Origin of the sequence: Devosia sp. ZB163, assembly GCF_028613635.1 — a bacterium.
Classification (GTDB): Bacteria; Pseudomonadota; Alphaproteobacteria; order Rhizobiales; family Devosiaceae; genus Devosia_A.
The window spans coordinates 38,765-64,011 of sequence record NZ_JAQRMY010000004.1 but is presented as its reverse complement, the minus strand read 5'-3'; the positions used below and the strand labels follow the sequence as shown (position 1 = coordinate 64,011).

Below are 25,247 nucleotides of genomic sequence, written 5' to 3'. Positions count from 1 at the left end.
AGCCAGCCAGCACCTGCGAGCCAGCGTCCACTGAACCGGAGCTCGCCGTGACTGCCTCGTCCCCCATCGATTTCCCGCTCTCCACCTGGCTCGATCCGCACAGCGGCGATCGTTTCGGCCATGCCGAACTGATGCAAAGCCTGTCCCGCCAGCGTGTCGTGCTGCTCGGCGAGACCCACACGCGCTACGATATCCATCGCTGGCAGCTCCATGTGGCCGCAGGGCTGATGGCTCATCGTCCGATCGCGATGGGCTTCGAGATGTTCCAGCGCCGCCAGCAACCGGTACTCGACGAGTGGATAGCCGGCGGGTTCGCCTCAGAAGAGGCATTTCTCGAGGCCGTCGAATGGGCCGAGGTCTGGCGCTACGACGCCGCGCTCTACCTGCCGCTCTTCCGCTTCTGCCGCGAGTTCCAGGTGCCGATGCTGGCACTGAACTGCTACCGCACCCTCGTCACCCGCGTCGGCAAGGAAGGCTGGGACGCCATCCCGGTCGAGGAACGCGATGGCCTCACGCCCGCCCGCCCGGCCCTGCCCGCCTATCGCGCCTACCTCGCTGGCGTAGCCGGCCCCCCGGACCGCCCGCGCGACGAGGCGAGCTCCGATCGCTTCGTTCGGGCCCAGCAGACCTGGGACCGCGCCTTTGCCTGCAACATCGCACGCGCTGCCGAGGCCCCGGACGCCCCGCTTGTCCTCGGCATCATCGGCCGGGGTCATCTCGAGTATGGCTACGGCACGCCCTACCAGCTTGCCGACCTCGGCATAGACCGGGTCTCGGTGCTGCTGCCGGCAGACAGCCCCTACGATCCCGCCCGCCAGCCCGGCATCGCCGACGCCCTGTTCCGCCTGCCTCCCGGCAGCATCGACTAAGCGCGCAAAGAGAAAGGGCCCGGTCGAACCGGGCCCTTCGCGTCACTTCACCAGCCGATCAGTTGGCCCAGGTCGTGTAGCCGAGCTTCATCGTCGTGCCCGCAAAGCCGTTCACCCTGAACTGCGAGATGCGACCCTGGTTGGTCTTGGCGCACACATAGGTGCCCGGCGGAACATCGGCGAGCGGGATGCTGTCGCCCGAGAAGTCCTCCTCGGCGCAGCCGTCGTAGCCGCGGTTCGAGCCGTTACCCAGTGCCAACTGCGCGCCACCCTGCGGAGTGATGTACTTCTCTACCGCGGTCACGGCCTGGTACCAGATATCCACCCCGGCCCCGCCGACATTGCCGTTGTCGAGATTGGCCTGGAAGGTCTGCTTGAGCTCGATCGGCCCCGTCGAATGCGTCACCGGCGCCTCTATCGGCTCCGGCGGCGGGGGCAACGGCGGAACGCCGACATACACCGTCAGCGACGACGCCTTGTTGTTGATCGAGGTGTGCAGCTGGTCGGTGTCGTTGTTCACGTTCCGGCAATATTCGCCGAGGTTCGTGTTCTCGCACAGCCGGGCCTTGGCCCCGCCGAGCAGCTGTACCGACGAGATCTTGTTGTTGAACGTGGCATTGAGTGTGTTGCGGGTCCCGAGGCCCACGCACAGTTCATCGCCGCTGAGGCCGTTGCCGGTGTAGAAGCAGGCGCCCGCCTCCTCGTCCTCGTCATCGGGAACCGGCGGCGGAGGCGGTGGTGGCAGCGGTTCGTCGCCGCAGTTGACCGACAGGCTCGGGCCGCCCGGCCCGACATTGAAGCCGAAGCTGCATTCAGGGTTGTCGCCCGAACCTTCCTCGATGACCTCCTCTTCGTCCTCGACAGGCAGAAGGAAGCTGGCGCTGACCCAGCCGTCGGGCCCGTCATGCTGGACGAAGCAGAAGTTGGACGGCGCACATTCGGTGATCGTCACCACCTCGCCCGCCGTCAGTTGATCGACAATGCCGAAGTCCTTTCCCGGGCCGGTGCGCACGTTGACCCCCGACTTGGCAGTCGCCTCGACCGCGAACGCTGTTCCGGCCGTGATTATCAGCCCTGCCGCGCACAACGCGACCGGCATCAGAAGCCGTTTGATGGCCATTTCCCTCACCCCTCTCCCCCTGCGACTGGTAAATCCCCGCCGCATATGAAGTTGATTAAGCACAATACAGCTGAACCGGCGCTGAATACTGGCGTTTCGTCTACATTGGCATCCTTCTGCAACCGGCGACCCAAACCGCGCGATCGTGCCCCGCAACCACAGGGGCCGCGCGAGCGTTGTGCCGTCCAAGCCGCTTCCGGAGTTGCCCATGCTGCGTCTGCCTCTCGTCTTCCGACTGGTTGCCCTCGCGGCGGTCGTCGCCATGTCGCCACTTCCGGCCACCGCTGGGCCGGCTGAGAACGCCACGCTCGCCAAATACGCCGGCGAGTGGCGCGGCATCGGCAAGGTCACCGGGCCCAATCCGGGTACCGTCGTCTGTCGCATTACCTTCAAGGCCGCCAACTCCGGCAGGCTCAGCTATACCGGCCGCTGTTCCTTCAGCGGATCTGGCGCCGCGAGCTTCCGGGGCACGATGCTCTACAACGATGCTGCCCGCCGCTACGAAGCCGCATCGAGCGCCCAGGGCGTCTCGAACCAGACCGTCGGCAAGAAGCAGGGCGGATCAATCGTCTTTTCGACCGGCGCCATCACCACCCGCTACGGCACCATCTCGTCGACGCTAACGCTGGCCGGCAGCGCCATTCGCCTCGCTTTCCGGCTGGTTGACCGCAAAGGGGCGATGAACGACTCGAACATCGCCTTCAGGCGGGGCTAGGCCGACAGGCAATCGCGACGACTCTTGGGGGCTAGACCAAGAGGAGAACTGGCATGACCGACTACAAGGTTGGCTACTTCGTCGGCAGCCTCGCCAAGGCATCCATCAACCGCAAGCTTGCCAAGGCGCTGGTGCGCCTTGCGCCTTCCGGCCTGATCATGAACGAGATCACCTTCGCCGACCTGCCGCTCTACAGCTACGACTACGACGCCGACTTCCCGCCCGAGGCCAAGCGCTTCAAGGCCAGTGTCGACGCCGCCGAGGCCATCCTGTTCGTCACGCCCGAGTACAACCGCTCCATCCCAGGCGGCCTCAAGAACGCCATCGACTGGGCCAGTCGCCCATGGGGCCAGAACTCGTTCCGCCGGAAGCCGTCGGGCGTGATCGGCGCCTCCATCGGCTCCATTGGAACGGCGGTGGCTCAGCAGAGCCTCAAGAGCGTCATGGCCTTCTGCAACTCGCCCCTGATGAACGCCATCGAGGCGTACATCCACTTCACGCCCGGCCTCATCGCCGACGATGGCGAGGTCACCGACGAGAGCACCGAGGTGTTCCTGCGTGACTACATGGTTGAGTTCGAGGCCTTCATCGAGCGCGTCTACACCGCCATCCCGCGCCCGGGCTGACGGTCAGGCGCTCTCCCGCGCGTAGCGCACTTTCGCCCGCTCCCGGGCCCGCGCGATCAGCACCTCGCGGTCGCGCTTGGGCGCGTCGGTCTCGAGTTCCTTGAGCAGGCGCTTCACCACCTTCTCGATGTCGTCGACGGCCGCGTAGAACGCCGTCTCGTTGCTCTTGGACGGGTGCGTGTAGCCCGAGATCTTGCGCACGAACTGCAGCGCCGCGTCCCGCATCTCGTTCGTGCTCGCCGGCGGCTCGAAGTTGAACAGCGGCTTGATGTTGCGGCACATGGGCAGGCTCCATCCGGAACAATATCAGAGGCGTACGTTCTAGCGCGTCAATGGTTCCCCGGCCAATGCCGGGCTTCGCCATTTCCGGCGGCCGCCCCATCCGGGGTAACATGCCCCGAGAATCACGCTCGGACGCCCTCAACTGGAAACCACCCTCTACCCGCCTGTGAAGAGCTTCCTCGAAGCTGCCGGTTACGCCGTGAAGGGCGAGGTCGGCGGCTGCGATCTCGTCGGGCTGCTCGAGGGAGAGCCTCCGCTGCTCGTGGTCTGCGAGCTCAAGCAGGCCTTCAACCTCGAACTGGTGCTGCAGGCCGTCGACCGGCAGGCCCAGAGCGACGAGGTCTGGATCGCCGCCCGCATCTCCATGACCGGCAAGGGCCGCGAACGCGACCGCCGCTTCCGCGACCTCTGCCGACGCCTCGGCCTCGGCATGCTCGGCGTCAGCGCGACGGATCACGTCGAGGTCATCGTCAGTCCGATCGCCCCGATGCCCCGGAAGAACACGCGCAAGCGCAACCGCCTGGTCGATGAGCATCGACGGCGGAAGGGCGATCCCACCCTCGGCGGCAGCACCCGCCAGCCGATCATGACCGCCTATCGCCAGCAGGCCCTCGCCTGCGCAGCCGCGCTCCAGGCAGGTCCCCTCCGCCCGCGCGACCTCAAGGCCACAACCCCGATTGCCGCCAAGATCGTGCTCCACAACGTCTATGGCTGGTTCGACCGTATCGACCGGGGCGTCTACGCGCTGACCGATGCGGGACAGGAAGCCCTGAAGCGCTGGCCGGTCGACGCCTGAGCCTCGCGCCCTCGGGGCGTGCTTGCGCATCCCCGGGGTGCGCCCTTGCGCATCCCCGCGACAACTTGCGCCCTCATCCTTCGCGCCGGGGGTTCCCTTCCCCCACCGCTTCGGTTACAGGACGCGCTTAGCCCACAGAGTCTGCCGCCCAAGCCCGCGCCGCCGCCGCGCGTCTTTCCGCGCGCGCAACGCTGAGGCCCGAAAAGTTGCAGGACTTTTCGGACAAGCCGAAGCGCAACTGAGAACCGAGAGCCACAGATGCCAAAACGCACCGACATCAAATCGATCCTCATCATCGGTGCGGGTCCGATCATCATCGGACAGGCCTGCGAGTTCGACTACTCGGGCACCCAGGCGTGCAAGGCGCTCAAGGACGAGGGCTACCGGATCATTCTGGTGAACTCGAACCCGGCGACGATCATGACCGATCCGGATCTGGCCGACGCCACCTACGTCGAGCCGATCACCCCCGAGATCGTCGCCAAGATCATCGAGAAGGAGCGCCCCGACGCGCTGCTCCCGACCATGGGCGGCCAGACCGCGCTGAACTGCGCGCTCAGCCTCAAGAAGATGGGCATCCTCGACAAGTTCAACGTCGAGATGATCGGCGCTGACGCCGAGGCCATCGACAAGGCCGAGGATCGCGAGCTGTTCCGCGACGCCATGAAGAAGATCGGGCTCGAAACCCCGCGCTCCATGCTCGCCCACAACACCATCGAGGCGCTGCAGGCGCTCGAGGTGATCGGTCTGCCCTGCATCATCCGTCCGAGCTTCACCCTCGGCGGCACCGGCGGCGGCATCGCCTACAACAAGGAAGAATACCTCACCATCGTCGAGAGCGGCATCGACGCCTCGCCGACCGACGAGGTGCTGATCGAAGAATCCGTGCTCGGCTGGAAAGAGTACGAGATGGAGGTCGTCCGCGACCGCAACGACAACTGCATCATCATCTGCTCGATCGAGAACCTCGATCCGATGGGCGTCCACACCGGCGATTCCATCACTGTCGCTCCGGCCCTGACGCTGACCGACAAGGAATACCAGATCATGCGCGACGCCTCGATCGCCGTGCTCCGCGAGATCGGCGTCGAGACCGGCGGCTCGAACGTGCAGTTCGCCATCAACCCTGCCGATGGCCGCATGATCGTCATCGAGATGAACCCGCGCGTGTCGCGTTCTTCCGCCCTCGCATCGAAGGCCACCGGCTTCCCGATCGCCAAGGTCGCCGCTCGCCTCGCCGTCGGCTACACCCTCGATGAGCTCGAGAACGACATCACCGGCGGCGCCACCCCGGCCTCGTTCGAGCCGACCATCGACTACGTCGTCACTAAGATCCCGCGCTTCGCCTTCGAGAAGTTCCCCGGCGCCGACAACCGCCTGACCACTTCGATGAAGTCGGTCGGGGAAGCCATGGCCATCGGCCGCACCTTCCAGGAATCGTTGCAGAAGGCGCTGCGCTCGCTCGAAACCGGCCTCACCGGTTTGAACGAGATCGGCATCCCCGGCTATGCCGCCGACGCCCAGGAAGACGACAACGAGAACGCGGTCCTCGCCGCCATCTCGACTGCAACGCCCGAGCGCCTGCTGCACGTCGCCGAAGCTATGCGGCTCGGCTTCAGCCTCGAAGACATCCACGACGCCAGCAAGATCGATCCGTGGTTCCTTGAGCAGATCCACGGCATCATCGAGACCGAAAAGAAGGTTCGTGAGTTGGGCCTGCCCGGCACTGCCGCCGCGCTCCGCAGCCTCAAGGCCATGGGCTTCTCCGATCGCCGTCTCGCCGACCTCGCCGGCAAGCAGGCCAAGGACGTGCGCGCCCTGCGCAAGTCGCTCGGCATCCGCCCGGTCTACAAGCGCATCGACACGTCCGCGGCCGAGTTCGCCTCGCCGACGGCATATATGTACTCGACCTACGAGGCTCCTTTCAGCGGCCAGCCCGAGGATGAAGCCCGTCCGTCCGACCGCAAGAAGGTCGTGATCCTCGGCGGCGGCCCGAACCGCATCGGCCAGGGCATCGAGTTCGACTATTGCTGCTGCCATGCGGCCTTCGCGCTCGCCGACGCGGGCTACGAGACCATCATGGTCAACTGCAACCCCGAGACCGTCTCGACCGACTACGACACCTCAGATCGTCTCTATTTCGAGCCGCTGACCGAGGAAGACGTCATCGAGATCCTCGAGACCGAAAAGCAGAACGGCACGCTGCACGGCGTCATCGTCCAGTTCGGCGGCCAGACCCCACTGAACCTCGCCGACGCGGTCGAAAAGGCCGGCGTGCCGATCCTCGGCACCCAGCCCTCCTCGATCGATCTCGCCGAAGACCGCGACCTGTTCTCGAAGCTCATTTCGCGCCTCGACCTGACCCAGCCCAAGAACGGCATCGCCTACTCGCTCGAGCAGGCCCGCCTCGTCGCCGAACGCCTCGGCTACCCGCTGGTCATCCGCCCGTCCTACGTGCTGGGTGGCCGCGCCATGGCCATCGTCCACTCGCCCAACGAATTCGAGCGCTACGTACAGGATACCCTCACCGGCCTCGTGCCGCCGGATATCCTGATCCGCTACCCCAACGACAAGACCGGCCAGATCAACTCGGTCCTCTCCGACAACCCGCTGCTGTTCGACGGCTACCTCTCGCGCGCCATCGAGATCGACGTCGATTGCCTCAGTGACGGCAAGGACGTGTTCGTCTGCGGCATCATGGAGCACATCGAGGAAGCCGGCATTCACTCCGGTGACTCGGCCTGCTCGCTCCCGCCGCAGCACCTTTCGGACGAGATCATCACCGAACTGAAGCGCCAGACCCGCGACCTCGCGCTGGCCCTCAATGTCGGCGGCCTGATGAACGTCCAGTATGCGCTGAAGGACGGCACCATCTACATCCTCGAAGTGAACCCGCGCGCCTCGCGTACGGTGCCCTTCGTCGCCAAGGTCATCGGCGAGCCGATCGCCAAGATCGCCTCGCGCGTCATGGCCGGTGAGAGCCTCGAAAGCTTCAACCTGGTTGAGAAGAAGCTGAACCACGTGGCGGTGAAGGAAGCCGTATTCCCGTTCAACCGATTCCCCGGCGTCGACACCGTGCTCGGCCCCGAGATGAAGTCGACCGGCGAAGTCATCGGCCTTGATACCAACTACCCCATCGCCTTCGCCAAGTCGCAGCTCGGCGCCGGCTCCAAGGTGCCGCGCGAAGGCACGGTGTTCGTCTCCGTCCGCGACGACGACAAGCCGCTGATTCTCGAGTTCTGCCGCCACCTCGAACACGCCGGCTTCAAGATCGTCGCCACCTCCGGCACCCACAAGTACCTGACCGAGAACGGCATCGCCGCCACCAAGGTCAACAAGGTACTGGAAGGCCGCCCGCACATCGTGGATTCGATGAAGAACGGCGGCGTGCAGCTGGTGATCAACACCACCGACGGCGCCAAGTCGATCTCCGACAGCCGCGACATCCGCCGCACCGCGCTGATGGGCAAGATCCCCTACTACACGACGATCCCGGGCGCCGTCGCCGCGGTCGAAGGCATCATCGCCTACCGCGAAGGCAACCTGCAGGTCCGCCCGCTGCAAAGCTACTTCGCGGCGTAACGCATGACCCGACCCGCGCCCGAAATCGTCGCGCGGGTCGAACGACTCCTCGGATGGGCCCCCGAAAGCTGGCGGCCCGTCCATGGCGGCTACACCCCCACGGCCCGCTACGCCGTCGCCGCCGGCAAGCGTACCGGCTTCGTCAAAGTTGCGACGACCGACGTCACAGCCAGACAGATCAACTGCGAGATCGTTGCCTATTCGGGCATCTCCGGTGACTTCGTGCCCCGCTGCTACGGTGCCGATCCTGATCCAGACACGCCCATCCTCATTATCGAAGACCTGAGCGCCGCCGCCTGGCCACCGCCATGGACGGAAGCCGCGGTCGATCAGGTCCTCGAAGCGATTGATCGCATGCATGCCACGCCAAGCACGCTCGAGCACGGTGGCCTGCTTGAAGGCCGCGAGGCCGGCTGGCCGACCGTCGCAGCGGATCCGGAGTCCTTCCTGTCGCTGGGCCTCGTCACCGCCGACTGGCTCGACAGCGCCCTGCCCGCCCTGATCGCCGCGGAGCGGTCGTGCCACCTCGCCGGCGACGCCCTCACCCACCTCGACCTCCGCAGCGACAACCTCTGTGTCACCCCATCGGGCGTGAAGTTCATCGATTGGGCAGAGGCCTGCCGCTCCGCCGCCGACGTCGATCTCGGCTTCTTCCTTCCGAGCCTCGCCTACGAGAACGGCCCGCGCCCCGAAACCATCCTTCCGGAGCGGCCCGACATCGCCGCTCTCGTCGCCGGTTTTTTCGCCTCCCGGGCGGGCAAGCCCGACATCCCGCTCTCGCCTTTCGTCCGCCGCGTACAGCGCGAGCAGCTGTCCACCGCACTGCCCTGGGCTATCCGTGCCCTCGATCTGCCGCCACCGGCGGATTGACACTCTCTCGCCGCGGCACCTAGAAGGGCTCGCATCATGAAGCTGGCAGACCGAACCATCTGCATCGCGTCGCGCGCCTGATCGGCGTGACGATGCTGCTGCCACCAGCGCTCCGCGCCGGGTGAGTGCGGCTGCTCATTCTCAAATCATCACGGCCTGTAGCGCCCGGATCCCGCGGCGCCGGTCCTCTATCGAGACAGCATCATGACCAACTATTTCGAAAGCCCGTTCAAGGGTATCCGGCTCGACGAGCACGTGACCAACCCCAACATCATCGTCGGCCGCTTCAGCTACTACTCGGGCTACTACCACGGCCATAGCTTCGACGATTGCGCCCGTTACCTCATCCCCGACCGCACCGATGTCGATCGCCTGATCATCGGCAGCTTCTGCTCCATCGGCTCGGGCGCCGCCTTCATCATGGCCGGCAACCAGGGACATCGGAACGATTGGGTCAGCACCTTCCCGTTCCACTACATGCCTGAGGTCGCAGCCTTCGCCGGTGCCGCCGACGGCTTCCGGCCAGCCGGTGACACCGTCATCGGCAACGACGTTTGGATCGGCTCCGAGGCCATCATCATGCCCGGCGTCACCGTCGGCCATGGCGCCCTCGTCGGCACCCGCGCGCTGGTGACCAGGGATGTCGAGCCCTACACCATCGTCGGCGGCAACCCGGCCAAGCCGATCCGCAAGCGCTTCGCCGATGAGAAGATCGCCATGCTGCTCGAAATGAACTGGTGGGACTGGACCGACGAGCAACTCGCCGGCACCATGCCGCTGCTCACATCGAACCGCATCGCCGATCTTTACGCCTACTGGCAGACGGCAGTACTGAAGGCATAGCCCAACACCGGGAGGAGGCCGCGTGAGGCTGGTTCTGCTGACTGCAGTAGCCATGATCGCCTTCGCGGCCAACTCCGTGCTGGCCCGCCTCGCCTTCGCGACGGCCGGCGCCGAGCCCTTGAGCTACACGGCCATCCGCCTCGTTTCGGGCGCCGCCATGCTCTCCATCCTCCTCGGCTTGCGGCAGCGCACGCTGCCCCGCTCGCTCGGCGGCAGCTGGCATGCGGCAGCAGCCTTGTTCGGCTACGCCATCGCCTTCTCCATCGCCTACGTCCTGCTGGGCGCGGGCACAGGCGCGCTGATCCTGTTTGCCAGCGTGCAGGTTGGCATCATCGGCTGGGCGATCCTCAAGGGCGACCGACCGGGACCGCTCGAGTGGCTCGGTATGGCCGTTGCGCTGGCCGCCTTTGCCTGGCTGGTGTCGCCCGGGCTGGTGGCGCCCCACCCGGTCGGCACGCTCCTCATGGTCCTCGCCGGCCTGTGCTGGGCCGCCTACACCTTGCTCGGCCGCGCCTCCCGCTCTCCGCTGCAGGATACCGCCGGCAACTTCATCCGCACCGTCCCGGTCGCCGCGCTTCTGCTGGTGGCCGGCCTTGCCGGCCAGCCGATCGACCCTGCGGCCGCAGCCTATGCCGCAGCCTCCGGCGCATTGGCTTCCGGTCTCGGCTACGCGGTCTGGTACGCCGCCCTGCCCGGCCTGCCGCGCACTACCGCCGCCATCGTCCAACTGACGGTCCCGGCAATAGCTGCCATGGGCGGCGTCTTCTTCATCGGCGAGACCGTCACCGGGCGGCTGGTCCTCGCTTCGATCGGCATCCTCGGCGGCGTGGCCCTCGCCCTTGTCGGGGCCGATCGGCGTCGCAGCGCGATCTCACGTTAGTCACTGAATAACCAAGCAGATTAGCTGCCGCTTAGTCCGGCGATACTATCTTCTCCGCCATTGCCTTTGGGGGGCTCATTGTCATGCATTTTCCAGCGCTTCTGGCGCGGCTCTTGTTTGCCGTTCTTCTTCTTTCTTTTTCCACCTCGAACACGGTGGCGCAGGACGATGCGCCGGCCGAGCCGGTGAAGGTCGGCGTCTATCTCAGCGCGCCGTTCGTCGCGCGCGAGGGAGACACCTATTCCGGTCTCGCCTACGACCTGTTCCACGAGATTGCGCAGCGCAACCAGATCACGCCGGTCTACGTGGACTACGAGACGCCCCGCGACCTGCTGGCCGCGATCAACGCCGGCGAGATCGACGTGGGGATCGGTAACATCACCATCACGCGCGAGCGCGAGGACTTCGTCGATTTCACCCAGCCCTGGCATGATGGCGGCCTGCGCATCATGACCGCTGCGTCCGATGGGCTGAGCCTTGGCGAACTCCTCGGCGAACTCGGCGACGCCGGGCACCTCAGGGCGTTGCTCTGGCTCGGCTGCATCATCGTCGTCGCCACGATCCTGCTGACCCTGTTCGATCGCAAGTTCGACAAGGATTTTCCCAGGGGCTGGCTGCCCGGGCTTATCGACAGCTTCCACCATGTCGTGTCCATCGCCACGTCCGGCCGGACCTCGCGCAAGCCCATGTTCGGTGCCTTCGGCAAGCTGCTCTCGGCATTCTGGCTGGTCTGCGGTGTCGCCGTGCTGGCCTTCGTCACCTCATCCGTTGCCAGCGTGATGACCGCTGCTGCCGTAACCGACGAGATCAAGAGCGTTGCCGACCTTGGCGATCGCACCGTCGGCGTGCTGGCCGGCGGCATGTCCGAGGCCTATGCCAAGAAGATCGGGCTCACGATACGCCCCTTCCGCACCCTCGGCGAAGCCTCCCAGGCGCTTGGCGAGCAGCGCATCGATGCCATCATCGCCGACGGCTCGGTCCTCGAATATCACGTTCATCACGAGGCCCAGGCAGGCCTGCAGGTAGTCGGACCGCTGTTTGACCCCGAAAAGTACGGCTTCGTCACCGCCAACGAGAGTCCGTTGGGCAAGGCCCTGTCGCTCGAAGTCCTCGGCGCTCACGAGGACGGAACAACGCAGGCCCTGCGCACCAAGTACCTGGGCATCGAGCACTGACGCCACAGGTACGCAGGCGAGCCGCCCCCTCGGCGGCGGCTCGCTTCACCGACTACGCTGCCTGATTGACCGGGGAGTTGTCATTCGCAGGCCCGCCATCAGGCGTGCCCTCGATGACAGCGAGACCGGCTCGCGCCACGACGATCAGTCCGCCGACAGGCTTGCCCCGCTCCGTGCGGATGACCGTCTCGGTCGCCACAAGGTCGTGGAAGCCGATGGAGCGGCAGAGCTCGATCGCATGCCTGCCCGAATGCTGGAACCTCAGGTTCTCGGTCAGCACCACGGGCTCCTCACCCGGATGCGTCTCCAGCGTGAAGGCCAGCAGCCCGCTCGGCGCGAGCACGCGACGGGCCGCGATCAGTGCAGGAGCCAGGTCGCCGACATAGTTGAACACGTCCGCCGCCACGATCAGGTCGCACCCGGCCGTCTCGGCCTCGAGGAAGGCAACCAGTTCGGCCCGCTCCAGCCGGTCGTAGATGCCCTTCTGCTTCGCCTTTGTCAGCATCCCGACCGACAGGTCGACGCCTTCCAGCCAGTCCACCAGTGGGCGCAGCCTCTCGCCCATGAGCCCGGTCCCGCAGCCCAGGTCAATGGCCCTGCGCACCGGCCGCGCGGGCCGTGACGCAAGCACCGATATCAGGGCAGCAGCAAGCTCGTCCGGCATCCGGTAGCCGAGTCCTTCGACCAGCGAGGTCTCGAAACGCGGCGCGTAGTCGTCGAACAGCGCCGCGACATAGTCCGGGGCCGGACTCCGATCGCCGCCCACGCCATGCGCCGCGAGCTTCAGTCGCGCCCCGAACACGCCCTCGTTGTCATGCGCCAGCAGCTCCGTCCATGCCGATATCGCGCCCGCGACATCGCCGGCCTGCTTGCGGTATTGCCCGAGCAGATCCCAACCCGCGGCCCACCACGGCGCCAGTTCGAGAGCCTGGGCCATGACCTCGGCCGCCTCGGGAAAAGCGCGCTTGGCTGCCAGCGCCACGGCATAAGCGGCGCGGCGGTCGGCGACGATGTCACCGGACGAATACTGTATTCGATGCAAGTTTGCTTGCCCCCAGCAGGCGCGACGCAGCTGCAATTAGCGCATCGCCGACGGCTGGGGAAGGTGGGGGCGGAGGGGAATTTCCACTTTGCTGTCACATCGGTGCGGCATACAATGGACCAAGGTCAACCCAGGCTTCGGGCCGGCCTGCCGGGCCAATGCACCGGCGTTCCCTACGCCTCGACGCACCCACTCCCCGGTGCGCAGGACTACTTGCCGGATCGAATTTCAACCCGTCGCGCCATCGGCTCGCCGGGCAAAAGTCGTTTCATTGCCCGTATTGATAGGCGGAACATTTCCGGCTACAAGTTAATAGTCGAATATTGCGGCCGACACTTCGTGCCTGGCGTCTTACGCGCCTGCTGAGGTCATTCCAAGAATTCGATGGGCAAAGGTTCCTATTGGGGTGGGAACCGCCACGGCAGTCTGCGAAAGGGACTCTATATATGGCTACCGGCACTGTGAAATGGTTCAACGGCCAGAAGGGCTACGGCTTCATTCAGCCCGACGAGGGTGGGGCTGATGTCTTCGTGCACATCTCTGCTGTCCAGCGTTCGGGGCTTTCCGGCCTCGATGAAGGCCAGAAGGTGACGTACGAGATCGTCAAGGACAAGCGCACCGGCAAAGCAGCCGCGGACAACCTCCAGGCGTCCTGATCTTCCGGACACCACCGGTTCGGCAAAGCGCGGCCCCGCGTGGGCTGCGCTTTTGTCTTTTCTGGCTTCGCGCTGCCCCCCGACGGCATCGTGATCGCCGACCTATCCGCGAGAATCGCAAGGCAACGTGACCGGCGCCTGCAACAACGAAATCCGCGTCGACAATGTGCAGCGTGGCCCCATGGGTCTGCGGCGCGTCCTCGAGCGGCCAGGCGATGGTCACTACTGGGCCGAACTGGCCCAACCGGACTAAGGCCTTGACGCCGCCACGATATGCAACGATATGCACCGCTCGCGAGGGCACTAAGTGGCCGCGCGCTTGACCGAAGCCTTCGTCGAAGGCAACTTAGTCTTACGCTCCCCCTTCAGGTCAGCTTGGTGACGACGCCGAATGACTTTGGCCGGGTGGAGCTTTCTTGATTTGGAGACGGCCATGGAAAAAATTCCGCTGACACCTGTTGGTCATCAGGCCCTGGCTGAGGAATATCGCCGCCGCACGGCCGAGGATCGCCCCAAGATCATTGCCGATATCTCCGAAGCCCGCGCGCATGGCGACCTTAGCGAGAACGCCGAGTACCATGCCGCCAAGGAGCAGCAGAGCCTCAACGAGGGCCGCATCAAGGAACTCGAGACGTTGCTGGCGCTTGCCGAGATCATCGACGTCACCAAGCTCTCCGGCTCGACCGTCAAGTTCGGCGCCACGGTAAAGCTCGTCGACGAGGATACCGAGGCCGAGAAGTCCTACCAGATCGTGGGCGACGCCGAGGCCGACCTCAGCAAGGGCCGCGTCTCCATCTCGTCCCCCATCGCCCGCGCCATGATCGGCAAGGAGCCAGGCGATTCGGTCGAGGTCGCTGCCCCCGGCGGCGCCAAAACCTACGAAATCCTCGAGGTAAAGTTCGTCTGATCCACCTGAGCGCGGTATCGGCCGCGCGAAGCTGTGGACTTTGGGACACCAGCCTGCGCTCCATCGTCTCAGTGCGATGGAGCCGGCCTTGAAACGTGGGCACCTATCCTCCTATTTTGACTAGACTAAAAGTCTCAGTGTTTTGGAGCATGTACGGTGCACGCTAAGGTCGTCATCATCGGATCGGGTCCGGCCGGCTACACCGCCGCCATCTATGCGGCGCGCGCAATGCTCGAGCCGGTCATGATTGCGGGCCTCCAGCCCGGCGGCCAGCTCACGATCACCACCGATGTCGAGAACTATCCCGGCTTCGCCGACGTCATCCAGGGCCCCTGGCTCATGGAGCAGATGAAGGCTCAGGCCGAGCACGTCGGCACGAAGATGATCAACGATATCATCGTCGAGGTCGACTTCGACCGCCGCCCCTTCGTCCTCAAGGGCGATAGCGGCACGACCTACACCGCCGATGCCGTCATCATCGCAACCGGCGCCCAGGCGCGCTGGCTCGGTCTCGACTCCGAAACCCACTTCCAGGGCTTCGGCGTATCGGCCTGCGCCACCTGCGACGGCTTCTTCTACCGTGGCAAGGAAGTGGTCGTGGTCGGCGGCGGCAACACCGCCGTCGAGGAAGCCCTCTTCCTCACCAACTTCGCATCCAAGGTCACCGTCGTTCACCGCCGCGGCGAGTTCCGCGCCGAGCGCATCCTGCAGGAGCGCCTGTTCAAGAACGAGAAGGTCGAGGTGATCTGGAACGCCGAGATCGAAGAGGTCTACGGCGACGACATGCCCCGCTCCGTGAAGGGCGTAAAGATCCGCGACACCAGGACCGGCCAGGTCACCGAGAAGAACGTCGATGGCGTCTTCATCGCCATCGGCCACCAGCCGGCGACCTCCATCTTCTCGGGCAAGCTGGACATGAAGCCCGGAGGCTATCTCAAGGTCGTGCCCGGCGGCACCTCCACGAACATCCCGGGTGTCTTCGCCGCGGGCGACGTTACCGACGATGTCTATCGCCAGGCCGTGACTGCGGCCGGCATGGGCTGCATGGCCGCACTCGACGCCGAGGAGTTCCTCGCCTCGGTCGAGCTCGCGGAAGCTGCGGAATAGCCGATGCTGGATTGGGACAAGCTCCGCATCTTCCACACCGCCGCTGAATCAGGGTCCTTTACCCACGCCGCCGAGCGGCTGAACATGAGCCAGTCTGCCGTCTCGCGGCAGATTTCGGCACTCGAGGAAGACCTTGGGCTCAAGCTCTTCATCCGCCACGCCCGCGGGCTGGTTCTGACCGAAGTCGGCGAGCAGCTCTTCCGCACCGCGCACCGCATGCATTGGGAGCTGCAGCAGGTCGAGACGCAGATGTCCGAGAGCCAGGAGGTGCCGACCGGCCCCCTGCTCGTAACCACCACGGTGGGTATCGGCTCGACCTGGCTATCGTCCCGCATCCACGAGTTTCTGATCCTTTATCCGGAAATCCAGATCGAGATTAAGCTCAACGACGCCGAGCTCGATCTCGCCATGCGCGAGGCCGACGTCGCCATCCGGCTGCACCGGCCGAACCAGTCAGAGATGATCCAGCGCAAGCTGTTCACGGTGCACAACCACTTCTATGCGTCGCGCAGCTATGTCGGCGAGTTCGGCGAGCCCTCCGCCGTCGAAGATCTGGACAAGCACCGCATCATCTCGTTCGGCGAGCCCGTCCCCTCCTACCTCGGCGACATCAACTACCTCGAGCGCCTCGGCCGACCGGACTCCTCGCCCCGCCGCGCCGCCATGAAGGTCAACGCCATCTACGGCATGATGCAGGCCGCCCGCGCCGGCATCGGCATCGCCATGCTGCCCGACTACGTCACCGAGGGTGAGGACAACCTCGTCCGCGTCCTCCCGGGCATCGAGTTGCCGGCCTACGAGGCCTATTTCGTCTATCCGCCCGCGCTGAAGAATTCCAAGCGCGTCGGCGTCTTCCGCGACTTCCTCGTCGGCAAGGCACGCGAGTGGTCATTCTGAACCGTCTGCTCGGGCTGGCGCTCCTGCCCGCCCTCCTCGTCGCGCCGTCCCAGGCGGACTCGCTAACGTCCGGGCAGTTCGGCGCGATCTTCTGCATGTCGCGCCTCTCCGGCGACATGGCGCCCGTCCTCGCCATCCTCACGCCCGAACTCACCGACCTCGTCGGCAAGGCCGACCCGGCGCAGGTCCGCTGGCAGGGCAAGCCCGACTATGCCGCCATGTGCCAGCCCGTCGGCGCCGCCGGCACGGCCGAACGCCCCGAGATCATCCTCTCCTACCAGTACCGGGAACCCGACAAGGCGAACTTCTCCGATCGCCTCGTCACCGTGTTCGTCGATGGCCGCCTGCGCCTCGACGACATCCTGTTCGCCGACAAAACATCGCTCCGCGACAGCCTCAGCTGATTGCTCCGCGCCTCAGCGCGGCCGCACGACCGTGAAGTCCAGCTGCGCGCGCACCGCGAAACCAAGCTTCTCGTAGAGCGCGATGGCTCCGGCGTTCTCGGTCTTCACGTGCAGGAACGGCACGCGTCCCTCCGCCCCGATCAGCGCCGACACATGCGAGACCAGCGCCTTTGCCAGCCCCCTGCCCCGGAATTCCGGCCACGTGCACACCGCGCTGACCTCTGTCAGCCCGTCGAGCCGCATCCGCTCCCCGCTCATCGCCATCAGCCGCCCGTCCTCCGCCCGCAGCCCGAAGTAGTGCCCCATGCCGATCGTCCCGAGACGAAACGGTCCCGGCTCGGTCGCCGTCGCCAGCTCCAGCATTTCAGGCGCATCGGCAACGGTGAGCTGCACCGCCCCGACGCCACGCGCCGTCGGTGGCGTCTCGCACACCATCTGGAACACCGGCACCACCTGCAGCACATCCCAGTCGCTGGGCACCGCATACTTCGATGCCGACACCAGCCCAACCGCCCCCTCCGGCTCGATCAGCGGCCGCAACTGTGCGAACGCCGCCTCGTCATAGGCCTGCAATCCCGCCAATGGCGACAGCTCCGCCCGGTATCGCGCCGCCCCGCCATTCAGCTGCCCCAGCGCCATGTGCTCGGTGGTCAGCGCATTCCACGCGGGATCGTCGAGCAGGGAGAAATCCGTCATGGGCAAAGTCCTTGAGTATGGCGACACGCCTCTATCACCCATGCCCGTTCATCGGCAATTCAGCCGCCTCCGCTAGAACGGGCCAACCTCGGGGATCACCATGCACCGTTTCGCCGCCGCAGCCGCGCTCTGCCTGCTCGCCACGCCGTCATTCGCCCAGATGGTCACCATCAGCCCCGAGCAGATCGGCGAGATCTTCTGCATCGCCCGTGAGGGCAACGACATGACACCGGTCGAGGGCCTGCTCACCGCCGAACTGAAGTCCGCCATCGCCGAAGCCGAGGCGAAGAACGACACCATCCAGAAAGCCACCCCGGACGAGAAGCCGCCGCTCGGCGACGGCATTCCGTGGCAGGCCTTCCCCGACTATGCCGACACCTGCACGCCCGGCGCTGTCACCCTCACGCCAGGCGAAGCCAGTGTCGCCATCGACTATGCCTTCAAGGATTACCCAGACGCCAACTTCAGCGACTCCCTGATGCTGAAGCAGGTCGACGACCCCGCGACCGGCGCCAGTTTCTGGCGCATCGACAACCTCGCCTACGCCACCGAGGGTGACCTGCGCACCGTCCTTTCCTCGGTCTTCGAGAACTGAGCGGGCCAGCGATCCCGCCCCTTGACGCGCCGTCCCTAAAGGCGCATTCCGACCTTGTTCCGGGCGCTTGCACCCGGACCTTCATCAAGGACTGAAAATGAACCCCGACAGTCGAAGTCGATCTTCGATCTTGCCGGCGCTCTAGGCTCCACGGGCCGGGCGCGCTGGCCCGGCTATATAGTGGAGCCCCGTCATGCTGCGTGCCTATATTCGCGAAGGCGACCGCCTCGTTCCCACCGATTTTGACCCTGCGTCCGACGCCAATCTCGGCGGCGCCGTCTGGTACAGCCTTACCGACCCCACGCGCGAGGAAGACAAGTTCGTCGAGTCGTGCCTCGGCATCGACATCCCGACCCGCCGCGAGATGCAGGACATCGAGCCCTCCGCTCGCCTCTACAGCGAGGACGGCGCCGAGTTCATGACCATCACCGCCCTCATCGACGGTGAGGGCGAGCAGCCGATCAAGACGCCGATCACCTTCGTCCTGCGCAACGACCAGCTGGTGACCGTCCGCTACGCCGACCCCAAGCCGTTCCGTCTCTACGAGCGTTTCGTCTCCCGTGCCAACAAGGGCGAGTTCGGCGGCGAGCGCGTCATGATCGGCCTGCTCGAATCCTTCATCGATCGCCTGGCCCAACTGCTCGAAACCACCGGCGACGGCATCGACCAGATCTCGCGCGAAGTGTTCGGCAACAAGGCCAAGAAGCCCACCCGCAAGACCCGCGACCTGCAGTCGCTGATCGAGCAGATCGGCAAGAAGGGCGATGTCCTCACCCTGGCCCGCGAGAGTCTCGTCTCGATCAACCGGCTCGTCAGCTTCCACCAGACCGCCGGCACCGACGATCAGCGCGCGGTGCGCGAACGCAGGCTGGAACTGAAGGTCCTCCAGCGCGACGCTACGGCGCTCAGCGACCACGCCGCTTTCCTCTCCGACAAGATCACCTTCCTGCTCGACGCGACGCTGGGCCTGATCAACCTCGAGCAGAACCAGATCATCAAGATCTTCTCGGTCGCGGCCGTGGTGTTCCTGCCGCCGACGCTGGTCGCCTCGATCTACGGCATGAACTTCGACTTCATGCCCGAGCTGGACTGGGCCCTGGGCTATCCGTTCGCGCTGGGGCTCATGTTCCTGTCCGCGCTCCTGCCCTACCTGTTCTTCAAGCGTAGCGGCTGGCTCTGAGCCCTGCCGGATTCGCCCATGGCACTGACAAAAAACTGTCACATCAGGGCCTTAGGCCACAAACATGAACAACCGTGCGACAGCGTGGCACACCGGATTTAGGGAATACACGAGCAAACCCATCGACTTAGCAACCATGCGTTTTTTGCATAACACGCATTCATCATTCCGGGTTGATAGGTCAGGATCACGAACCTATATCCCGCCCCGACAGCAGCTGAGCGCTTCTCCCTCCTCCTCCTCGCGCTCGTTGTTGTTCCTCCTTGCAGTCAGCAATGTCTGCAAACTCGGCCCCGCTCTCCCCTCGAGCGGGGCCTTATTCTTTTCTGCCCCCGAAATGAAACCGGTGCTGCAATGTGACGTTTACGTCATGTCAGCACAGCTGTCCTTTCCCTGCGGAAACTGCATAGCTGGCATGTAGCAATGCGCATTGCTGACCAAACGGTCAAAGTGCATATTGTGAGTGTCGATGTGAGCCGCACCGTATCCTCCTCCCACGGTCCTGCTCTGCGACACCCGGTTCGAAGTCGTATCCTCCTCCCTCGACCTAGAACCACTGGCAAATGGCGTATCCTCCTCCCTCGTCCATTTGCCACCACTTTCGATTTGGACTTCGGTCCTTTTCATCAGGCTCCATCTTCGGATGGAGCCTCTTTTTTTGCTTCCGACGACTAGACCATCCGAGCGCGCTGGCGATGCGCCCGCGCCTGACGCATGGCAGCCGTTCCGACTAAGCGTTTGTCCGCAGCGGCCTTCACCGCGATAGTCAGTTTCAAGAGATCGCGGCCTACCTCCTCCCAGGCCGCTTCTCCTTGGTCGCCCGCTTCGGCGAGCCGGCCTCCGGGGCTCCGCTCATCCCCTCGAGCGGAGCCCTTTTTCTTTTTCTGCAACATGTGCCCGGCATTTCCTGCCGGCCTGACCGTTCCGAGCCAGCACGGCGCCCGGAAATCCGGGCTTTGCGGGCTGGCACGCGATCTGCATGGGGTTCCGTCGAACGTCGGAGGCTTCCATGACCAGCGTCGGTACCGTCAGCCAGTCCATGAGCTATGCGCAGATCCTCGCGAGCGCGCAGAAGTCGCAGCAGGCCACCGCCGGCACCGCCGCTTCGACGTCGGGTAGTTCCGGCAGTTCCGCCACCAGCGTGACGCTCTCCGATGCCGCCAAGGCCGCGCTGGCCGAGAAGAGCTTCGCCACCGTCACCACCGAGGCGCGCGCTACCCTCGACAAGCTGCTTTCCGACGCAAAGCTCACGAGCCCGCTGAAGGACGGCAAGCTCGCTCTCGACCTCAGCAAGGTCGATCGGCGCGAGCTCTATGCGATGAGCACCAACTCCAACCAGCTGTTCACCGCCGATGAGCAGAAGGCCGCCGCCATCGAGCTGCAGAACCGCTTCGACCAGGCGCTCGCCGGCCCCACCGCCGTCGGCCGCGTCACCGGCAGTGTCAAAGGCCTCTACGTCGCCGCCCTCGCCTATTTCGACGCCATGGGCCCTGAGGAGAAGGCCTCCGCCGCTTATGTCGACCAGCGCGCCGCGCTCGAGGAGATGCTGAAGCAGATCGAGGCCAAGCCCTCGACCCTCCCTGGCGCCGTGCCCAACGATCCGATCAACGCCTACATGGAGCGTCTCGCCACAGGCGAAACCGGCAAGCCGCGCGACATCGCCAACGTCGCCGCCGACGCCCGCACCACGCTCGACGCCCAGTACAAGGCGACCGGCAGCAGCAAGCCCGACTATTCCGAGTTCGACAGCCGCTCCCTCGCCTCGGTGGCGCTCAACTCGGCGGACAAATTCTCGCCGACCGAGGTCCGAGCCGCTTCGCAGGAAATGCGCTCCCGCTCGGGCGCCGCGCTGCTGCAGAGCCTCAAGTCCGCCGGCAACGGCAACCCCGCCGGCTTTGCCCAGAACGTCATCTCGCTCTACGGCGCCATGAGCAGCGAGGAGCGCGCCGCCGCCGGCTGGTCCGAAAACCTCTACAACGCCGCCGTCGCCAACTATCAGACGGCCAGCAAGCTCGGCTCCATCCTCGGCCAGGTCACCGGCTCCTCCGCCTTCGGCAGCAGTAGCGGCGACGAAGGACGCTCGATGAGCTTGATGGACTATCTGTAGGCGCCGAACGTGTAGGTAGTCCTTGGCGGTTTCCACGACAAAGTGGCCGCGCGTGACCCCAGGGCCTTGCGCCGGTATCATGAAGAGAGGGCAACATCGCGCAGGGCGGCTTCCCCATGGATACGATCGCAGCCATCTATGGTCGCCGTTCGATAAGGGACTATGAGCCCCGCCGGGTCCCGCGACCGCTTATCGAGGCGATACTGCGCGACGCCGCGCAAGCGCCGACCCCGCCAGTGAGCGGCGAGGCACCATTCGTTTTCATCGTCATCGAGGGCCTCGAACGCATCGCCGAATATGGGGCTGCGGCACTCGCTTTCGCCAGGCAGCACCGCAGACCCGGCACCGCCTCCGACTGGGTCGAGAAGCCGGGTTTTCTCGTTTTCTTCAACGCGCCGGCCGTCGTCATCGTGTGCGGCTTCGATGACGGCTACGGGCAGGCGATCCAGGACTGCAGCCGCGCCGGCCAGAACCTCATGCTATCGGCGCACGCGCGCGCCCTCGGCACATGCTGGGTCGGCTCGCCGATGCAGTGGTTGCGCGACCCGGCCACCAGCGCCAGCCTCGGCGTCCCGGCCGGCTACACGCCGCATGCCGCATTCACGCTGGGCTATCCATCAAAAGTTCCAGGCGCGAACCCGCGCGGGATGCCGGAAATCATCTGGCGGGCATGACGTAACGAGCTCCGCGCGAGTGCTGGGCAACGCCATACGGCAGTCCAGTGAGCCGCCCTCACCCCTACCCCGCGAGATCATCAAGCGCGGCGTTCAAACTCGCCAGCCGTTCGGCCCCGATGCGTTCCGCATAGCGGGCCTCGATCTCTCGCTTGACCTCGTTGCCATCAGCGATCGCCTTGATCCCCTTGGGCAGCAACCGGACGATCTTCCCGCGCTTGTCGTCAGGGTCCGGTACGCGCTCGACGATCTGCTCGGCGACCAGTTCATCCACCAGTTGCTGAACGGCCTGCTTGCTGATCCCCATCGCAGCGGTGAGTGCGGATTGTGAAAGGCCGCCCGGACGCAGATGCCCCACCACAGCGCCGCGCGCCTCGGCCATCCAGCCATGCCCGCGCGCCGCCATGCCTGCGTCGAACTCGGCCTTCCATTGCCGCGCCAGGCGCCATAGCCGCCATCCGACATGGTCGATCAGCGGCGGAAGTTTATCGTCAAGTTGCTTGACCAACTCATGCGCTCCATGTAGTCAAGTTGCTTGACGATACGTCTTCACGACCACCCATGCAAGATAACGCAAGGAGCACGACCATGCCGCTCATCAACAATGCCAATCCGCCCAGTTTCGAGATACCCGGTGTCTCGTTCGTCAACGTCGCAGCCCCGAGCCGCGGCTCGGTGGAGAATGCCATATGGCGGACCCGCGTCGAGCCAAACTCGCTCGGCCTCGAACATCACATGACGCGCGAGGAGATCATCGTCGCCGTCAACGGCAAGGGCGTGGTCCAGGTCGGCGCCCACCGCTACGAACTCGCGCCCGGCGACGCGTTCGCCGTTCCAGCCTTCACCAGCTTCCGGCTGGGCTCCTTGGGAGACGAACCGTTCGAAGCAGTCACCGTGCTCCCGGCCGGCAGCCACGCCGTGGTAGCGGGCAAGCCGTCGTTCCAGCCGGCTTGGAGCATCTAGCGAAAACGCGGCGGCCAACCGGCCGCCGCGGTTCGCGTGCGCCCCGTTAAACGGTAACCCCAGCAAACCCATCCAGCGCCGCCGTGATCGCCTCAGCCATCCCGGCATCTCCCGCCGAGTGCCCTGCTCCGTCGATCACCACCAGCTCGGCCCCCGGCCAGGCCCGTGCCAGCTCCCACGCCGTCACCAGCGGCCCCTGCAGATCGAGCCGCCCCTGTACCAGCACGCCCGGTATCCCGCGCAGCCGATGGGCATTGGCGAACAACTGGCCCTCCTCCATCCACGCCCCATGCTGGAAGAAGTGCGTAACGATCCGGCCACGCGCCAGCAGCCGCGCCGGATCCACACCATCGGACGGTCGCCCGACCTGCGCATTTACCGAAGCCGCCGCATTGTCCCAGTCGTGAAAGTCCCGCGCCGCCTTGTCTCGCACCGCCGGATCGGCATCGAACAGCAGCTTGTTGTACGCCGCGATCAGCTCGTCCTCCGGCGTCCCGACCGGCGCGCCCGCGACGAACCGCTCCCACTCCGCCGGGTAGAGCGGCGCCATGCCGCGATAGAGCCAGTCGATCTCCCGCCGCCGCGTCGTCGTCACCCCTCCGAACACCATCGCCGCAACGTGCTCGGGGTGCTCCTCGGCATAGGCAAGCCCCAGCGTCGTCCCCCACGACCCGCCATAGATCACCCACCTGTCGACGCCGAAATGTGCACGCAGCCGCTCGATATCGGCGACCAGATGCGCCGTGGTGATCACCGAGAAATCAACGCCCTCGCCCGATGCATGTGGCGTGCTCTTGCCGCAACCGCGCTGGTCGAAGCCAATGATCCGATAGCACCGGGGATCGAAGAACCGCCGCATCGAGGCCGAAGACCCCGAACCCGGCCCGCCATGGAGGATCAGCGCCGGCACCCCGTTCGGGTTGCCCGCCTCTTGCCACCAGAGTGCGTTGCCATCCCCGACCTCGAGCCAGCCGCTCGCGACCGGCTCGGTTACGGGGTGGACCATCAGCTCACCTTGGCGCAGAAATCCTGGATACGGCTCACCGCATCCTCGAGCTGCGCATTCGACGCCGCGTAGCTCAGCCGCATGTGCCCGGCGAGGCCGAACGCCGAGCCATGCACCAGCGCCACGCCGGTCTCTTCGAGCAGCGCCAGCACGAAGGCCCCGTCGTCGGTCAGCGCGCGGCCACCGCCGGAGGTCTTGCCGAGCAGCCGCTGCACCGACGGGAACACATAGAACGCTCCCTCGGGCGTCAGGCAGTCGAGCCCGGTATTGGCGTTGAGGCCGTTCACGACGAGGTCGCGCCGGCCCTGGAACACCTTGAGCCAGTCCTTCAGGAACCCCTGCGGCCCGTTCAGCGCTTCCACCGCCGCCCACTGCGAGATCGACGATGGGTTCGTGGTCGATTGGCTCTGCAGCTTCAGCATCGCGCCCAGCAGCGGCCGCGGGCCGGTGCAGTAGCCGATGCGCCAGCCGGTCATGGCGTGCGACTTCGACACGCCATTCATCGTCAGCGTCCGCTCCATGAGCTTCGGCTCGACCCCCGCGATCGTCGCGAACGTGCCGCCATCATAGACCAGCACTTCGTAGATATCGTCGGTGAGGATGTGCACGTGCGGGTGCCGAAGCAGCACATCCGCCAGCCCGCGCAGCTCGTCGCGCGTGTAGGCCGCGCCGGTCGGGTTCGACGGCGTGTTGAGGATCAGCCATTTGGTCTTGGGTGTGATCGCCGCCTCGAGCACGTCCGGACGCAGCTTGAAGCCCGTCGACGCATCCGCCACCGCGAATACCGGGTTGGCATCGCACAGCCGCACGATCTCCGGGTAGCTGACCCAGTACGGCACCGGGATCACCACGTCGTCGCCGGGGTTCAGCGTCGCCATCAGCGCGTTGAAGATGATCTGCTTGCCCCCGGAGGAGACGAAGCAGTCCGCCGCCGTGACATCCAGCCCGTTGTCGCGCTTGAACTTCGCGGCGACGGCTTCCTTGAGCTCCGGGATGCCATCCACGGCCGTGTAGCGGGTCTTGCCCGAGTTGATCGCCCGGATCGCCGCCTCGCGCACATGCTCGGGCGTGTCGAAATCCGGCTCGCCCGCGGCCAGCGAGATCACGTCCTGCCCCTGCCGCTTCATCTCCACGGCCTTCGAGTTGATAGCCACCGTGGCGGACGGCTGGATGCGGTTCATTGCGTCGGACAGAAAGGCCAAGATCGTCTCCCCGGAAAACTGGCCGGAAAGCTCTATGCGCTCGTCGCGTACCG

Annotated in this window: 26 protein-coding genes; 19 read left to right on the top strand and 7 right to left on the bottom strand. The window is 65.5% G+C overall.

Annotated features, from left to right (window positions below; translation table 11 throughout):
• Window positions 1–47: 47 nt before the first annotated feature.
• The gene (locus PRN20_RS18535; RefSeq protein WP_273959123.1) at window positions 48–869 is read left to right on the top strand and encodes a ChaN family lipoprotein; all 822 of its coding nucleotides are present in this window, start codon (window positions 48–50) and stop codon (window positions 867–869) included.
• Window positions 870–927: 58 nt separating this feature from the next.
• On the opposite strand, the gene PRN20_RS18530 is transcribed toward PRN20_RS18535, so the two are convergent.
• Window positions 928–1,989, bottom strand: a complete 1,062-nt coding sequence (locus tag PRN20_RS18530) for an SH3 domain-containing protein (protein ID WP_273959122.1) — start codon at window positions 1,987–1,989, stop codon at window positions 928–930.
• 208 nt (window positions 1,990–2,197) lie between these two features.
• Here PRN20_RS18530 and PRN20_RS18525 point away from each other — a divergent pair, with 208 nt between their 5' ends.
• Entirely contained in the window at window positions 2,198–2,704 is a 507-nt protein-coding gene (locus PRN20_RS18525; protein WP_273959121.1) for a hypothetical protein, read from the top strand.
• Window positions 2,705–2,757: 53 nt separating this feature from the next.
• Window positions 2,758–3,330 carry an NADPH-dependent FMN reductase gene (locus tag PRN20_RS18520; protein ID WP_273959120.1) on the top strand — a complete coding sequence of 191 codons (573 nt, stop codon included), beginning with the start codon at window positions 2,758–2,760 and terminating at the stop codon, window positions 3,328–3,330.
• A gap of 3 nt (window positions 3,331–3,333) precedes the next feature.
• Here PRN20_RS18520 and PRN20_RS18515 read toward each other — a convergent pair whose 3' ends face one another.
• A complete protein-coding gene (locus PRN20_RS18515; RefSeq protein WP_273959119.1) occupies window positions 3,334–3,612 on the bottom strand; it encodes a DUF2277 domain-containing protein in 279 nt (92 codons plus the stop codon).
• 142 nt (window positions 3,613–3,754) lie between these two features.
• On the opposite strand from PRN20_RS18515, the gene PRN20_RS18510 reads away from it, so the two are divergent.
• From PRN20_RS18510 to PRN20_RS18485, 6 genes are all read left to right on the top strand, one after another.
• Window positions 3,755–4,408: a DUF2161 domain-containing phosphodiesterase gene (locus tag PRN20_RS18510; protein WP_273959670.1), complete on the top strand. Its 654-nt coding sequence runs from the start codon at window positions 3,755–3,757 to the stop codon at window positions 4,406–4,408.
• 258 nt (window positions 4,409–4,666) lie between these two features.
• Window positions 4,667–7,990, top strand: a complete 3,324-nt coding sequence (gene carB / locus PRN20_RS18505; RefSeq protein WP_273959118.1) for a carbamoyl-phosphate synthase large subunit — start codon at window positions 4,667–4,669, stop codon at window positions 7,988–7,990.
• 3 nt (window positions 7,991–7,993) lie between these two features.
• Window positions 7,994–8,860: a phosphotransferase gene (locus PRN20_RS18500; RefSeq protein ID WP_273959117.1), complete on the top strand. Its 867-nt coding sequence runs from the start codon at window positions 7,994–7,996 to the stop codon at window positions 8,858–8,860.
• A gap of 204 nt (window positions 8,861–9,064) precedes the next feature.
• The gene (gene catB, locus PRN20_RS18495) at window positions 9,065–9,703 is read left to right on the top strand and encodes a type B chloramphenicol O-acetyltransferase (protein WP_273959116.1); all 639 of its coding nucleotides are present in this window, start codon (window positions 9,065–9,067) and stop codon (window positions 9,701–9,703) included.
• Between the two features lie 22 nt (window positions 9,704–9,725).
• The gene (locus tag PRN20_RS18490; protein WP_273959115.1) at window positions 9,726–10,583 is read left to right on the top strand and encodes a DMT family transporter; all 858 of its coding nucleotides are present in this window, start codon (window positions 9,726–9,728) and stop codon (window positions 10,581–10,583) included.
• Window positions 10,584–10,666: 83 nt separating this feature from the next.
• Window positions 10,667–11,758 carry a transporter substrate-binding domain-containing protein gene (locus PRN20_RS18485; protein ID WP_273959114.1) on the top strand — a complete coding sequence of 364 codons (1,092 nt, stop codon included), beginning with the start codon at window positions 10,667–10,669 and terminating at the stop codon, window positions 11,756–11,758.
• 52 nt (window positions 11,759–11,810) lie between these two features.
• Here the strand turns inward: PRN20_RS18485 and PRN20_RS18480 are convergent, their stop codons facing one another.
• A complete protein-coding gene (locus tag PRN20_RS18480) occupies window positions 11,811–12,800 on the bottom strand; it encodes a methyltransferase (protein ID WP_273959113.1) in 990 nt (329 codons plus the stop codon).
• A gap of 446 nt (window positions 12,801–13,246) precedes the next feature.
• Here PRN20_RS18480 and PRN20_RS18475 point away from each other — a divergent pair, with 446 nt between their 5' ends.
• The 5 genes from PRN20_RS18475 to PRN20_RS18455 all read left to right on the top strand — a co-directional run bounded on the left by PRN20_RS18475 (window position 13,247) and on the right by PRN20_RS18455 (window position 16,771).
• Window positions 13,247–13,456, top strand: coding sequence for a cold-shock protein (locus PRN20_RS18475; protein ID WP_273959112.1), 210 nt, complete (start codon window positions 13,247–13,249; stop codon window positions 13,454–13,456).
• 433 nt (window positions 13,457–13,889) lie between these two features.
• On the top strand, window positions 13,890–14,363 hold the full coding sequence (greA, locus tag PRN20_RS18470; RefSeq protein WP_273959111.1) for a transcription elongation factor GreA: 474 nt from the start codon (window positions 13,890–13,892) through the stop codon (window positions 14,361–14,363).
• Between the two features lie 156 nt (window positions 14,364–14,519).
• Complete coding sequence (gene trxB / locus PRN20_RS18465) at window positions 14,520–15,470, top strand: thioredoxin-disulfide reductase (RefSeq protein WP_273959110.1); 951 nt, start codon at window positions 14,520–14,522, stop codon at window positions 15,468–15,470.
• A gap of 3 nt (window positions 15,471–15,473) precedes the next feature.
• The gene (locus tag PRN20_RS18460) at window positions 15,474–16,367 is read left to right on the top strand and encodes a LysR family transcriptional regulator (protein WP_273959109.1); all 894 of its coding nucleotides are present in this window, start codon (window positions 15,474–15,476) and stop codon (window positions 16,365–16,367) included.
• The gene (locus PRN20_RS18455; protein ID WP_273959108.1) at window positions 16,355–16,771 is read left to right on the top strand and encodes a hypothetical protein; all 417 of its coding nucleotides are present in this window, start codon (window positions 16,355–16,357) and stop codon (window positions 16,769–16,771) included. Before PRN20_RS18460 ends, PRN20_RS18455 begins: the two co-directional genes overlap by 13 nt.
• Window positions 16,772–16,783: 12 nt before the next feature.
• Here PRN20_RS18455 and PRN20_RS18450 read toward each other — a convergent pair whose 3' ends face one another.
• Window positions 16,784–17,467 carry a GNAT family N-acetyltransferase gene (locus tag PRN20_RS18450; protein WP_273959107.1) on the bottom strand — a complete coding sequence of 228 codons (684 nt, stop codon included), beginning with the start codon at window positions 17,465–17,467 and terminating at the stop codon, window positions 16,784–16,786.
• Between the two features lie 100 nt (window positions 17,468–17,567).
• On the opposite strand from PRN20_RS18450, the gene PRN20_RS18445 reads away from it, so the two are divergent.
• From PRN20_RS18445 to PRN20_RS18430, 4 genes are all read left to right on the top strand, one after another.
• A complete protein-coding gene (locus tag PRN20_RS18445) occupies window positions 17,568–18,062 on the top strand; it encodes a hypothetical protein (RefSeq protein WP_273959106.1) in 495 nt (164 codons plus the stop codon).
• Window positions 18,063–18,255: 193 nt separating this feature from the next.
• On the top strand, window positions 18,256–19,242 hold the full coding sequence (locus PRN20_RS18440) for a magnesium transporter CorA family protein (RefSeq protein WP_273959105.1): 987 nt from the start codon (window positions 18,256–18,258) through the stop codon (window positions 19,240–19,242).
• A gap of 1,009 nt (window positions 19,243–20,251) precedes the next feature.
• Window positions 20,252–21,349, top strand: coding sequence for a hypothetical protein (locus tag PRN20_RS18435; protein ID WP_273959104.1), 1,098 nt, complete (start codon window positions 20,252–20,254; stop codon window positions 21,347–21,349).
• Window positions 21,350–21,465: 116 nt separating this feature from the next.
• On the top strand, window positions 21,466–22,023 hold the full coding sequence (locus PRN20_RS18430) for a nitroreductase family protein (RefSeq protein ID WP_273959103.1): 558 nt from the start codon (window positions 21,466–21,468) through the stop codon (window positions 22,021–22,023).
• Window positions 22,024–22,087: 64 nt separating this feature from the next.
• On the opposite strand, the gene PRN20_RS18425 is transcribed toward PRN20_RS18430, so the two are convergent.
• Window positions 22,088–22,531, bottom strand: a complete 444-nt coding sequence (locus PRN20_RS18425; RefSeq protein ID WP_273959102.1) for a MarR family winged helix-turn-helix transcriptional regulator — start codon at window positions 22,529–22,531, stop codon at window positions 22,088–22,090.
• Window positions 22,532–22,611: 80 nt separating this feature from the next.
• On the opposite strand from PRN20_RS18425, the gene PRN20_RS18420 reads away from it, so the two are divergent.
• Window positions 22,612–22,986 (top strand): cupin domain-containing protein, encoded by a 375-nt coding sequence (locus PRN20_RS18420; protein ID WP_273959101.1) that lies wholly within the window; start codon window positions 22,612–22,614, stop codon window positions 22,984–22,986.
• Window positions 22,987–23,032: 46 nt separating this feature from the next.
• Here PRN20_RS18420 and pip read toward each other — a convergent pair whose 3' ends face one another.
• Window positions 23,033–23,992, bottom strand: a complete 960-nt coding sequence (pip, locus tag PRN20_RS18415) for a prolyl aminopeptidase (RefSeq protein WP_273959100.1) — start codon at window positions 23,990–23,992, stop codon at window positions 23,033–23,035.
• Window positions 23,992–25,194: a pyridoxal phosphate-dependent aminotransferase gene (locus PRN20_RS18410; protein WP_273959099.1), complete on the bottom strand. Its 1,203-nt coding sequence runs from the start codon at window positions 25,192–25,194 to the stop codon at window positions 23,992–23,994. Before PRN20_RS18410 ends, pip begins: the two co-directional genes overlap by 1 nt.
• Window positions 25,195–25,247 lie beyond the last annotated feature (53 nt).

What these genes read in the sequence shown, in the direction of transcription:
- catB (WP_273959116.1), top strand. Translation starts at nt 9,065, where the DNA reads ATGACCAACTATTTCGAAAGCCCGTTCAAGGGTATCCGGCTCGACGAG.
- greA (WP_273959111.1), top strand. Translation starts at nt 13,890, where the DNA reads ATGGAAAAAATTCCGCTGACACCTGTTGGTCATCAGGCCCTGGCTGAG.
- PRN20_RS18420 (WP_273959101.1), top strand. Translation starts at nt 22,612, where the DNA reads ATGCCGCTCATCAACAATGCCAATCCGCCCAGTTTCGAGATACCCGGT.
- PRN20_RS18450 (WP_273959107.1), bottom strand. Translation starts at nt 17,467, where the DNA reads ATGACGGATTTCTCCCTGCTCGACGATCCCGCGTGGAATGCGCTGACC.
- PRN20_RS18460 (WP_273959109.1), top strand. Translation starts at nt 15,474, where the DNA reads ATGCTGGATTGGGACAAGCTCCGCATCTTCCACACCGCCGCTGAATCA.
- PRN20_RS18500 (WP_273959117.1), top strand. Translation starts at nt 7,994, where the DNA reads ATGACCCGACCCGCGCCCGAAATCGTCGCGCGGGTCGAACGACTCCTC.
- PRN20_RS18430 (WP_273959103.1), top strand. Translation starts at nt 21,466, where the DNA reads ATGGATACGATCGCAGCCATCTATGGTCGCCGTTCGATAAGGGACTAT.
- PRN20_RS18435 (WP_273959104.1), top strand. Translation starts at nt 20,252, where the DNA reads ATGACCAGCGTCGGTACCGTCAGCCAGTCCATGAGCTATGCGCAGATC.
- PRN20_RS18530 (WP_273959122.1), bottom strand. Translation starts at nt 1,989, where the DNA reads ATGGCCATCAAACGGCTTCTGATGCCGGTCGCGTTGTGCGCGGCAGGG.
- PRN20_RS18520 (WP_273959120.1), top strand. Translation starts at nt 2,758, where the DNA reads ATGACCGACTACAAGGTTGGCTACTTCGTCGGCAGCCTCGCCAAGGCA.
- PRN20_RS18475 (WP_273959112.1), top strand. Translation starts at nt 13,247, where the DNA reads ATGGCTACCGGCACTGTGAAATGGTTCAACGGCCAGAAGGGCTACGGC.
- carB (WP_273959118.1), top strand. Translation starts at nt 4,667, where the DNA reads ATGCCAAAACGCACCGACATCAAATCGATCCTCATCATCGGTGCGGGT.
- PRN20_RS18485 (WP_273959114.1), top strand. Translation starts at nt 10,667, where the DNA reads ATGCATTTTCCAGCGCTTCTGGCGCGGCTCTTGTTTGCCGTTCTTCTT.
- PRN20_RS18515 (WP_273959119.1), bottom strand. Translation starts at nt 3,612, where the DNA reads ATGTGCCGCAACATCAAGCCGCTGTTCAACTTCGAGCCGCCGGCGAGC.
- pip (WP_273959100.1), bottom strand. Translation starts at nt 23,992, where the DNA reads ATGGTCCACCCCGTAACCGAGCCGGTCGCGAGCGGCTGGCTCGAGGTC.
- PRN20_RS18525 (WP_273959121.1), top strand. Translation starts at nt 2,198, where the DNA reads ATGCTGCGTCTGCCTCTCGTCTTCCGACTGGTTGCCCTCGCGGCGGTC.
- PRN20_RS18445 (WP_273959106.1), top strand. Translation starts at nt 17,568, where the DNA reads ATGCACCGTTTCGCCGCCGCAGCCGCGCTCTGCCTGCTCGCCACGCCG.
- PRN20_RS18440 (WP_273959105.1), top strand. Translation starts at nt 18,256, where the DNA reads ATGCTGCGTGCCTATATTCGCGAAGGCGACCGCCTCGTTCCCACCGAT.